This window comes from uncultured Slackia sp. (assembly GCF_944321625.1).
Taxonomy (GTDB): Bacteria; Actinomycetota; Coriobacteriia; order Coriobacteriales; family Eggerthellaceae; genus Slackia.
This window is the reverse complement of record NZ_CALUMA010000098.1, coordinates 1-10,214: the sequence shown is the minus strand read 5'-3', so window position 1 is coordinate 10,214 and position 10,214 is coordinate 1. Positions and strand designations below refer to the sequence as shown.

At 61.9% G+C, this 10,214-nt stretch carries 10 protein-coding genes, 4 tRNA genes and 1 pseudogene; 14 read left to right on the top strand and 1 reads right to left on the bottom strand.

All coding sequences use genetic code 11. The annotated features are described in order from the left end of the window. The 6 genes from nadD to Q0J60_RS08700 form a co-directional block, all read left to right on the top strand. Positions 1–644, top strand: a 644-nt coding sequence (gene nadD / locus Q0J60_RS08725) for a nicotinate-nucleotide adenylyltransferase (protein ID WP_294440626.1), incomplete at its 5' end; no start/stop codon positions are given. A 54-nt stretch (positions 645–698) separates the two neighbouring features. Further along, the gene (gene yqeK, locus Q0J60_RS08720; RefSeq protein ID WP_294440624.1) at positions 699–1,511 is read left to right on the top strand and encodes a bis(5'-nucleosyl)-tetraphosphatase (symmetrical) YqeK; all 813 of its coding nucleotides are present in this window, start codon (positions 699–701) and stop codon (positions 1,509–1,511) included. Positions 1,512–1,565: 54 nt separating this feature from the next. Further along, the gene (gene rsfS, locus Q0J60_RS08715; protein WP_294440622.1) at positions 1,566–1,955 is read left to right on the top strand and encodes a ribosome silencing factor; all 390 of its coding nucleotides are present in this window, start codon (positions 1,566–1,568) and stop codon (positions 1,953–1,955) included. 148 nt (positions 1,956–2,103) lie between these two features. Further along, positions 2,104–2,940, top strand: coding sequence for a 5'-methylthioadenosine/S-adenosylhomocysteine nucleosidase (mtnN, locus tag Q0J60_RS08710; RefSeq protein WP_294440619.1), 837 nt, complete (start codon positions 2,104–2,106; stop codon positions 2,938–2,940). 10 nt (positions 2,941–2,950) lie between these two features. Next, on the top strand, positions 2,951–3,535 hold the full coding sequence (locus tag Q0J60_RS08705; protein WP_294440617.1) for a hypothetical protein: 585 nt from the start codon (positions 2,951–2,953) through the stop codon (positions 3,533–3,535). Between the two features lie 160 nt (positions 3,536–3,695). Then, positions 3,696–4,130, top strand: a complete 435-nt coding sequence (locus Q0J60_RS08700) for a GNAT family N-acetyltransferase (RefSeq protein WP_294440616.1) — start codon at positions 3,696–3,698, stop codon at positions 4,128–4,130. A 171-nt stretch (positions 4,131–4,301) separates the two neighbouring features. Here the strand turns inward: Q0J60_RS08700 and Q0J60_RS08695 are convergent. After that, a tRNA-Arg gene (locus Q0J60_RS08695) sits at positions 4,302–4,377 on the bottom strand. A gap of 126 nt (positions 4,378–4,503) precedes the next feature. On the opposite strand from Q0J60_RS08695, the gene Q0J60_RS08690 reads away from it, so the two are divergent. The 8 genes and pseudogenes from Q0J60_RS08690 to Q0J60_RS08655 form a co-directional block, all read left to right on the top strand. Next, positions 4,504–4,580 (top strand) — tRNA-His (locus tag Q0J60_RS08690). A gap of 92 nt (positions 4,581–4,672) precedes the next feature. Next, positions 4,673–4,748, top strand: a tRNA-Lys gene (locus Q0J60_RS08685). A gap of 121 nt (positions 4,749–4,869) precedes the next feature. Continuing rightward, a complete protein-coding gene (locus tag Q0J60_RS08680; protein WP_294440613.1) occupies positions 4,870–5,085 on the top strand; it encodes a hypothetical protein in 216 nt (71 codons plus the stop codon). Positions 5,086–5,176: 91 nt separating this feature from the next. Continuing rightward, positions 5,177–6,109, top strand: a complete 933-nt coding sequence (locus tag Q0J60_RS08675; RefSeq protein ID WP_294440611.1) for a diacylglycerol kinase family protein — start codon at positions 5,177–5,179, stop codon at positions 6,107–6,109. Further along, entirely contained in the window at positions 6,106–8,184 is a 2,079-nt protein-coding gene (locus Q0J60_RS08670) for a sodium:proton antiporter (protein WP_294440609.1), read from the top strand. The genes Q0J60_RS08675 and Q0J60_RS08670 overlap by 4 nt, the downstream gene beginning before the upstream one ends. A gap of 169 nt (positions 8,185–8,353) precedes the next feature. Next, positions 8,354–8,439: transfer RNA gene (locus Q0J60_RS08665), tRNA-Leu, on the top strand. Between the two features lie 87 nt (positions 8,440–8,526). Beyond that, positions 8,527–9,951, top strand: coding sequence for a trigger factor (gene tig, locus Q0J60_RS08660; protein WP_294440607.1), 1,425 nt, complete (start codon positions 8,527–8,529; stop codon positions 9,949–9,951). A gap of 152 nt (positions 9,952–10,103) precedes the next feature. Beyond that, positions 10,104–10,214, top strand: a pseudogene (locus Q0J60_RS08655) (ATP-dependent Clp protease proteolytic subunit); the annotation flags it as partial.

The window sequence follows — 10,214 nt, the reverse complement described above, 5'->3', positions numbered from 1 at the left end:
GCGAACGATTCGAGACCCTTGGCACGGCCGACCCGACGCGCTCGTACCGCCTGGGAATCATGGGCGGCACGTTCGATCCCATCCATATCGGGCATCTCGCCTGCGCCGAGCAGGTGCGCGAGACGTACGGGCTCGATGGTGTGGTGTTCCTGCCGGCGGGCGACCCGTGGATGAAGCGCGGACGCAGGCTCGCGCCCGCCGAGGACCGCTTTGCCATGGTGCGCCTCGCTGTGCAGGACAACCCTCATTTCGACGTGAGCCGCCTGGAAATCGACCGCGAGGGCGAAACCTACACCGTTGACACGTTGCGCACCCTCAAGGCCCATTTTCCCGAAAACGTCGAGCTCTTTTTCATCTCGGGCGCCGATGCGGTGTTTCGCATCCTCGAATGGCGCGACGCTAAGGAGGTGGCGAGCCTTGCCCGCCTGGTGGCCGTCACGCGTCCCGGCTACGAGATCACCGATGCGCGCAGCAAGTACATGCGCACGCATGCCTCCATCATGCACATCAGCCAGTTGGAAGTGACGGCGCTTTCCGTTTCTTCCACTGATTTGAGGGAGAAAGTGCGTACGGGCAAATCCATCCGCTACCTGGTGCCCCAGGTTGTGGCAGACTATATTCAAGAACATGGGCTGTACCGCTAGGCGGCTCGCCCCATGAAGCGATGATGCGCGGCGTGTGCGCCGCTTGACAAGGAGATGATCGCGTTGGTAGACGCCGACAGGTTCGAAGAGATGAGGCAGCGCTTGCAGGCGCGCGTGAAGCCTTCCCGCTATGCGCATTCCATGGGGGTGTCGCAGGCGGCGGAGCAGCTGGCGCGCATCTATGGCGTGAACGAGAACGATGCCGCGGTTGCGGGCCTTCTGCACGATTGGGATAAGGCACTCTCGTTCAAGCAGCTGCGCAAGCTCGCCAAAAAGCACACGAAGGTGCCCAAGGCGGTTCGCAAGAATATCCCCGGCGTGCTGCACGCCTATACCGCGCCGTATTCCCTGAAAAAGGAGTTCCCCGAGCTGACTGATGAGGTGCTCCAGGCTATCGAGCGTCATACGTGCGCCGCTCCTGAGATGGCCGATTTGGATATGGTCGTCTTTATCGCGGACATCATCGAACCGGGGCGCACGTTCGGCGACGTGGCGCCTTTGCGCGAAGCCGTGGGCGAGGTGAGCCTGGAAGAGCTCTTCTATATGACCTATAAGGCTACGATGATCTATCTGCTCGAAGACGACAAGGCCATTCACCCCGATTCGCTCGATACGTGGAACGCGTGGGTGGCGGCGCGCGAGGCGTCCGAGGGCGGCTGTTTCGGCAGCGTTTCGGCCGACGGTGATGGGGAAGAGCCCGAAGCCGATGCCGATTCCTGCGCGTCATCGGAGTCCGAAGTGCCTGAGGGCGAAACCAGCCAGACCGTTCAAGTCGCCGAAGCGCCTGCCGCTTCCGCGGGTGTTGCTGAGGCGACCTCCGCGTCGAGCGTCCGGTCGAACGGGGCACGCGTCATCACCATCGAATAGCATGAAACGGCGCCGCGACGTGCGCCGAAAACGAACGAAAGGATTTTCAACCACATGGCAAAAGACAAGGGTCTTTCCTCCTCCGAAAAGGCGCTCATCGCGGCGCGCGCGGCCGATTCCAAAAAGGCGGTCGATATCATTATCCAAGATGTGCGCGAGCTCGTGAGCGTCACCGATTTCTTCGTGATCGTGACGGCGCAGAACAATCGTCAAATCGAAGCCGTGATCGACGAGATCGAGGAGCAGGAAATCAAGCAGGCCGGTGTAAAGCCTATCGGTATCGAGGGCGCGCAGGAGGGCTTCTGGGCGCTTCTGGACTACGGCGATTTCGTGGTGCACGTGTTCCAGCCCGAGGGCCGCGATTACTATCGCCTCGAAGAGGTGTGGAATGACGCGCCTACATTGCCGTTCGAGCCCGAGGGGGATACGTCCCGGGAAGGCTAGGGGCGCATTCGCGGGGGCTATTCGCCATTGGCCGTTGGACTCGTCCGATGGCTGGGCTACAAGAGATTTCCCTGTTTGAGGGGCAAAAGATGCCGGTTTTCGCATATCTGAGGCCGGCATCCTGCGTATGAAGGGGAGGACCCATTCTATGATTAGCGTGGAAACCGCATCGAGTGCATCCATCGTCCAAGGCGAGGGTGCGGTGAAAGACGTGGAGAGCGGCCGTCTGCATTCCGGCGTGTGCGATGCCGAGCCGTCCGAGCCGCTTGGTGCGGCCAGGTGCATGAAGGGAGGCATGTCGTTCGGCATCCTTACTGCCACCTGGGGCGAGACGGTTCCGTTTTTGCGCCATATGAAGGTGGAGCGAGAGGTGAGGCGCGGCCCGCGATCGTTCTTCGAGGGCGAACTCGCAGGATGCGATGTCGTGGTTGCGTGCGCGGGCGTTGGCAAGGTGAATGCCGCCATGGCCACCCAGCAGCTTATCGACAGCTACCGCGTGTGGGGCGTGGCCAACGCGGGCGCCGCGGGCGCCGCCGATGCCTCCCTTGAGCTGTTTGACGTGGTGGTGTCTGAAACCTGCGTGCATCACGACGTGCCTGGGTTCGTGCTCCCCGATTCCTACCCGTACTACGACGGCGAGGAGTTCGCCTCTGATGGGGTGCTGCTTGAGGCGGCTAAGAAGGCATCTGCGAAGTGGCGCAAGCCGTTCGCGTTCGGGCGCACCGCCACGGGCGAGTGCTTCGTGGATGACTCGAATCGCGATGGCATCGTGGCGCGCTGCAACCCGCTGGCGGTGGACATGGAAACGGCGGCGATGGCGCAAACGTGCACAGCAAACGGGATCCCTTTCATAGCGGTGCGCTGCATCACCGATACGCCGGCGCTTTCGGGCTTCGATTCGTATGCCCAAAACGCCGATGAAGCGTCCGAATATGCTTGCCAGGCAACGCAGCTCATGCTGCGCGTGCTCGCAGGCGGAGAATAGGGGAGCGGGCATGTCGAGGCTCGCCGCGGCACATGTGTTGGGCAAGGCGCCGGAGGAGGATTCTTCCGGCGCTTTTCTGCGCATTGATACGTTAGCATTTGAGAAATCTATCGACGAGGTGGATTTTTCGTCTGAGGGGTTGCCCTGTCGGGCGGACGAGCTTTCGTTCGAGGAATCTATCGACCAGGCTGACAGCCTCGTGTTTGAGCCCGCTTCTGCCGCTTCCCGCATCAACGAGGTGCTCTTGTGCGGCGATGATTGCGTGAGATGCGGCGCATGCTTCGGCGATGCCGGGGATGCGTGCGCGTTCGAGGGCGCATCGGTTGCGGGGCCGTGCCCCGATATGTCTGAGGGCTCGTTTGACAAGAAGAGGGAGTTCGGCGAAGCCTCTTGCGGGTCGGTGATTTCCCGGGGCGGGCATGCTCCATGCGGCACTATGCTTGACGAGGAAAGTCTTGCTGCGGAGGTTGCGGAGATATTCGAGCGTCGGGGCTTTCCCGCCTATGCCGCACGTTTCGCCGCGCAAGCTGCCGTAGAGGCGGCTTGCGAAATGTGGCATCCCTGCCGCACCGATGGCGGCGCGGCAGATGAATAGAGGCCGGACGTGTGACCCGCAAGAGGCCGAAGGAGACTTCTCGCTTGTCCTCAGGGGCAGCATTGTCAAGCATGTGCACGGCGTAAACATTCTTGGTTTTGAGTTTTCCGCCGCCAAACGGTCAAGCGCGTAAGAGGCGGCGGGGATAGAGGGGGATTGTATGTCCGATTGCTCGATTCGTCCTCTTGCGGCAGGCGATCTGGATGATGTGATAGGCATTTGGCTCGAGGGGAACAAACAGGCGCACCCGTTCGTGGACGCTTCGTATTGGGAGGGCAATGCTGCCGCTGTGCGGGAGGCGTTGCCGCAGGCGGACGTGTTCGTGTGCGAGCGTGCGGGCGAGGTCCTCGGATTCATCGGGCTTTCCGGCCACCATATAGAAGGGCTGTTCGTGCGCGATTCAGCGCGCTCGCAGGGCGTGGGCACCCGCTTGCTTGACCTGGCGAAATCGGGGAAAGACCGTCTCACGCTGTGCGTGTATGCCCAAAATGAGCGTGCGGCGAGGTTGTATCTTCGTGAAGGATTTGCCGTAGCGCAAACGCGAATCGACGAAGCGACGGGTTATGAGGAATATCTGATGGAGTGGGAAGCGTAGAAATATGGTGCCCCCAGCGGGATTCCCGCGTCCGCTCACGCGGACGCTCCGCCCCTCGGGCCTATGCCCTCGGGCGAACCGCTAAAAACTGCCCACTGGGCAGTTTTCTTCACGCGGTTCCACCTCATCGGTTCGAACCCCGCTGGGCGCGGGATCGACTGTCATGAAGTATGGTGCCCCCAGCGGGATTCGAACCCACAGCCATCGGATTAGAAGTCCGGTGCTCTATCCATTGAGCCATGGGGGCACAGTGCGGTTCATTATAGCGAAGGATTCATGTGCTGTGTTTGCGAACCGGCATATTTGAAAATTTCAAAAGTTCCCTCTTGCGCTCGTGCCGAAAGCCCCCTATACTATCCGCTTGCGCGTCATGGTGGGTGTGGCCTAGTTGGTTAGGGCGCCAGATTGTGGCTCTGGAGGTCGTCGGTTCGAATCCGATCACCCACCCCAGCGCGAAAAACTTTTCGAAATTGGTACTTGCAAGTTCCGAAGAGGTTGGTATAATAGCCAAGCGCTTTTTCGAAAGTACGAACATATTTCACGGACCGCTAGCTTAGTTGGTAGAGCAGGGGACTCTTAATCCCAAGGTCCGGGGTTCGAGTCCCCGGCGGTCCACCATGAAACTCCCGGTCAGGTTATTCCTGACCTTTTTTATTCCCGGTGCCGTGCCGGGGCAAACCAAACATCGCGGCAGAGCGACCTTGGGGGAGGGAGCGACCGCCTGTCGAAAGGGTTGGATATGAGTGAGACGATGCGATACATCGGCAAGCGCGCGTTGGTGACGGGCGTCAGCCTCGAGCCCGGCCAGATCTACACGATCGATCCGCTGGAGCGCAAGTACGGCCGCGACGGCTTCTGGGTGGAAGTCAGCGACGGCCAGGGGAAGTGCCGCTGCCCCTACGATAGCAGCGAGTCGTTTCTCCAGAATTGGGAAGTGATTAAACCGGGCGCATAGGCGCCCTTTTTCTTATTCGGGGTGGGTACCCGGTATAATCGGGTGCTGCAATAAACGACGCAAGAGAATCAGGTGCTGAGAGGAGCGGCAGGTGCAGAATCTGGGGCGGGTGCTTGTCATAGCCAATCCGGCGGCAAGAAACGGCGAGGGCAAACGGGCAGCGGAGTACGTCCGGTCGGCCTCTGCCACGCTTTCCCCGAAAGATTTCGATATACGCGTGACCGCGGCTCCCGGCGACGGCACCTCGATTGCCGCCGAGGCGGCCGAGTACGACACGGTGCTTACCGTGGGCGGAGACGGTGTCATCCATGAGGTCGTCGGAGGCCTCATGCGGCTCCCTCGCGATGCGCGTCCCACGCTGGGCGTCATCCCTTGCGGCAATGGCAACGATTTCGCTCGCACGCTGGGCATGGGTCTCGATTGGCGCGAGGCGCTTTCTAAGCTCGTGTTCGCGCAGCCTCGCAAAGTTGATATCGGGCTGTGCAACGACGTTCCCTTCATGCAAACGCTCTCGTTCGGGCTTGATGCCGCCATCGCGCTGGGCACACACGAACGTCGGGCGCGCACGGGCCATTCCGGCACGCGCCTCTATCTCGAAGAGGGCGCTTCCCAGCTTGCGTTCCATCGCGATGCGTACGAGTACGAATGCTCGTTCGATGGGGAAGAGCCGCAAAGCGGGAGCATGCTGCTGTTCGCCGTGCAGCTGGGCCCCACCTACGACGGCGGCTTCAAGATCTGCCCCGATGCGAACCCGTCCGACGGGCGGTTCGACATATGCATCGCGCGTGCGCCTATAGGGCTTGCCAAAGCGGCGTTTCTGTTCCTGCGGGCGAAAGACGGGAAGCATCTTCGCCATGCGGGCGACTCGCTTCTGACCAGGCAGGCCAATCGGCTGCGCATATCGTTCGCCTGCCCGCCGCCCGCCCAGCTCGACGGCGAGCTCCTTGAGGGCTCGACGTTCGACATCCGCACCGACCCCCAGGCTTTGACCGTCCTGTTCGCTACCGAAAGAGCCAGCGTATGACCCTGCTGTATTTCTGCCTTGTCCTTGCCGCCGCCGTCTTGGCGTCGGCCGTGTTCGACCAACTTGTGCGCGGCGTATCCATGCCGCTCATCCAGATCGCCATCGGCGTGGTGCTCGCGTTGTGCGGCGTGACCGTGGCGGGCTTCGAGGTCGATTCAGAGCTGTTCCTCGTGCTTTTCATCGCGCCCTTGCTCTACCAGGAGGCGCGCTCCGTCGACAAGGTCGCGCTGTGGTCCAACCGCGTCATGATCCTGTCGCTTGCCGTGGGCTTGGTCATCGTCACCATCCTGGTCATCGGGTTCTTGCTCAACGCCATTCAGCCGTCCATTCCTCTTGCCGCCGCCTTCGCCTTGGGCGCGGCGCTCGGTCCCACCGATGCGGTGGCCGTGGCGTCGTTGGGGCAGAGCGCCGGCCTGAACAAGCGCCAAGAGATCCTTCTGTCCGGCGAGTCGCTGATCAACGACGCATCGGGCGTCGTGTCGTTCCAGTTCGCGGTGGCGGCTCTTACCACGGGCGCCTTCTCGCTGGTTGACGCGTCGGCGTCGTTTGCCGTGAGCTTCTTCGGCGGCATCCTTTTGGGCTTGGTGCTGGCCGCGGTGCTGGCGTTCGCCGTGTCGCGCGTGCGCGACCTGGGCCTCGAAGACACCACGTTCCACGTGCTGGTGGATGTGATCACGCCCTTCTTCATCTTCCTGGTGGCCGAAGCGGTGCATGTGTCCGGCATCTTGGCCGTCGTGGCAGCGGGGCTTTCCATGTCGTTTTTCAACCGCAGGATCGGCCCCGACGTCGCTCGCATGGAAATCGTTTCGTCCAGCGTGTGGCAGGTGGTCACGTTTGTGCTTAACGGCATCGTATTCGTGCTTTTGGGCATGCAGCTGCCGTTCGCGATGAGCGACAGCTGGACCGACCGCTCCATCGGCAACCTGGAGCTGGTGGGCCTTGTGGTGGCCATCAGCGCCGCTTCGATTCTCATGCGCACCATCTGGTTCCAGGGAATCAATTTCGTCGGACGCAAGCAGCGTGCCCGCGAGGAGCAGAAGAACAGCGGCGGCACGCCCGAGCAGGTGCGCGCCGTGCTCAAATCCGTGAAGTTCGTGACCGTCGAGTCGCTGCGCGAGGCGTTCGCGCTTGCGCTGGCGGGTCCCAAGGGCGCCATCTCGCTTTCCATCATGTTCACGCTGCCGTATCTCGCGGCGGACGGGTCGTATTTCCATGAACGCGACCTGCTCATCTTCCTTGCCTGCGGCGTCATCGTGCTTACGCTACTGCTGGCGAACTTCGCCCTGCCCGTGCTTCTGCCCAAGCGCGCCGAGGAGGGTTTTGAGACCGACACCCAGGCCGTGATCGAGGTACTTCGCGCCGTGATCGAGGATTTGTCGGCGCGTCAGACCAAAGACAACCGCCGCGCCACGCAGGTGGTCATGAAACAGTACAGCGACCGCATCGCGCGCATCAAGTCCGGTCTTGACGACGATCCGGACGACGACGATATCGAGATGCGCAGGCTCATGCTCAGGTGGGAGCGCGAGTTCGTGCAGCATGCCATCGACGCCGAAGAGGTGTCGCCCATGACGGGGTACCGCATGCTCAACCGTCTCGCCGAGACCGAGGCCCTGATGAACCATAACCGCGACATCATGTGGTTCCTCGGCGTCGCCCGACGCCGCCTGTCCATGGAGGTCCACTCCATCAAGCGCTTCCTGGTGGACAAGGTCCCCATGATGAGCGCCTCGGACGAAGAGCACGAGATGCGCGAGCTTCAGGCAAGGAGCCTGGAAGACGTCATGAGCAAGCTCCGCGAGCTTTTGAACGATCCCGCGTATCGCACCGAGGACGTGAGCGCCCTCATGGTGGAGGTCCAGCGCGACCTGCGCCGCCTCAGGCGCATCGGCCGCGACATCGGAACGGTGGCCCGCGTGGAGGACCGCGCCACCGAGGTGCGTCGTCTGGGCTACGCGCTCGAGCTCGAGCATATCCAGCGCATGTATGAGAGCAGGCGCATCAGCCGCGCCATGGCAAAGCATATGCGCGAGAACGTGGCGCTCATGCAGCTCGACCTGGAAGACAAGGTGTAGGGCCGCTTCCCGCTTCTCGAAGGCGTTCGGGGCGGCCGAAAGGCGCATTTTCTTCACATATCCGCCAAGGAGCTCGTGTTCATCGCATATGCCGTCTGTTTCCCGAGCTCTGTTTTTGCTATCATATGCCGTTGCGTGTCCGAAATGGCGCGCGGCGTGACGCCGATGTGCGGGCGTGGCGGAATTGGCAGACGCGCCAGATTTAGGTTCTGGTGGGCAACCCCCGTGAAGGTTCAAGTCCTTTCGCCCGCACCATGAGCGCCGCACGCAGGACAGCCCGTTTTCGGTAATCTGCCCGCCGCGGGAACGCGGCAGGCTGAAGAAGAATGATGGAGGATACAGTTGAAAACGAACGTAGAGGTTCTCGAGTCCGGTGCTACTAAGCTCACGGTGACCATCGAGGCCGCGGACATCGACCGCCGCATCAAGAAGACCTACAAGGACTTCGGTACGAAGTACAAGTTCCCGGGCTTCCGTCCCGGCCATGTGCCGCGTCCCGTCATCGACAGCCACCTGGGCAAGGACGCCGTGCGTCAGCAGGTCACCGAGGAAATGCTGAACGAGGCGTTCCCTCTGGCTATCGACGAGTGCGACCTCAGCCCCATCTCCCAGGCGAAGTTCAGCGATGTCGACGGCTTCGTCGAGGAGGGCAAGGACTTCGTGTTCTCCGCCGAGTTCGAGGTCAAGCCCGAGCTCGAGCTGTCCGACTATTCTCCCGTGCATGTGGAGATCCCCTTCAAGACCGCTTCCGAGGCCGAGATCGACGAGCAGGTTGCTGCGCTCGCCGACTACTACCATGACCTGAAGAACGCCAACGCGAACACCAAGGTCAAGTCGGACAGCATCATCGACATCAACATCTCCGCCACCGATGACAAAGGCGAGGAGATCGCCATGCTCTCCGCCGAGGAGCGCATCTACGAGCTCGGCCGCGGCATCTTCCCCGCATCCTTCGACGAGGCTCTCGTGGGCCTGAAGAAGGGCGAGAGCGTCTCCGTCACCCTGAAGACCGCCGAGGAGTCCGGCATGATGATGTCGGTGCTCAAGGACCGCACCGAGACCGTGACCCTGGACGCCACCGTTGCCGCCGTCAAGAAGAAGGTTGTTCCCGAGGTCACCGACGAGTGGGCTAAGGAGAAGCTGGGCGTCGAGTCCGTCGAGAAGCTGCGCGAGCAGGTGGCCACCACCATCGAGCAGCAGAAGGGCGACGTGATTCCCCGCATCCTGGAGAACAACGCGCTCTACGAGCTTCAGAAGCGCCTGGAGGGCGAGGTGCCCGCTTCTATGGTCGACGAGGCCGAGGGCGATCTGCTGCAGAGCTTCTTCACCCAGCTGCAGAGCCAGGGCGTGACGCTGGATGCGTACCTGCAGCAGCAGGGCATCACTCCTGACAAGTTCAAGGAGGACGTCAAGCACCAGGCCGAGGACACCGTGAAGCAGAACCTCGCGCTTGACGCGTGGGCCCGCAAGAACGGCATCGTCGTGACCGACGAAGAGGTCGAGGACGAGTTCAAGACCTCTGGCGCTAAGGAGCCCGAGAAGATGTACGCCGAGTGGAAGGCCCAGGGCCGTCTCCACATCGTGCGCGAAGGCATCCTGCGCGGCAAGGCCCTCGAGGCCGTCCTGCGCGACGCCGAGGTCGTCGAGGTCGAGAAGCTGAGCTCCGCCGAGGAAGAGGAGAAGCCCGCCAAGAAGACCTCCAAGAAGAAGTCCGCCAAGAAGGAAGAGGCTCCCGCCGAGGACGCCGAGGCTCCCGCAGCCGAATAGCCTTCGTGGAGGCGCTTCGCACGATATATGGACGTACGGTAGCGTGCGTCTTGTCACGGGCCGCATGCGCGGCATAGCGTGATACAGTACTCTGGCTCGTTTCCGCATCGCGGGGGCGAGCCAGGGTTGTATTTTCTGAAAGAGGGTATGACATGGATTTTCGTAACGATTACACCATTCCCTACGTCATCGAGCAGTCGCCGCGCGGCGAGCGCTCCTATGACATCTATTCCCGCCTGCTCAACGACCGCATCGTGTTTCTG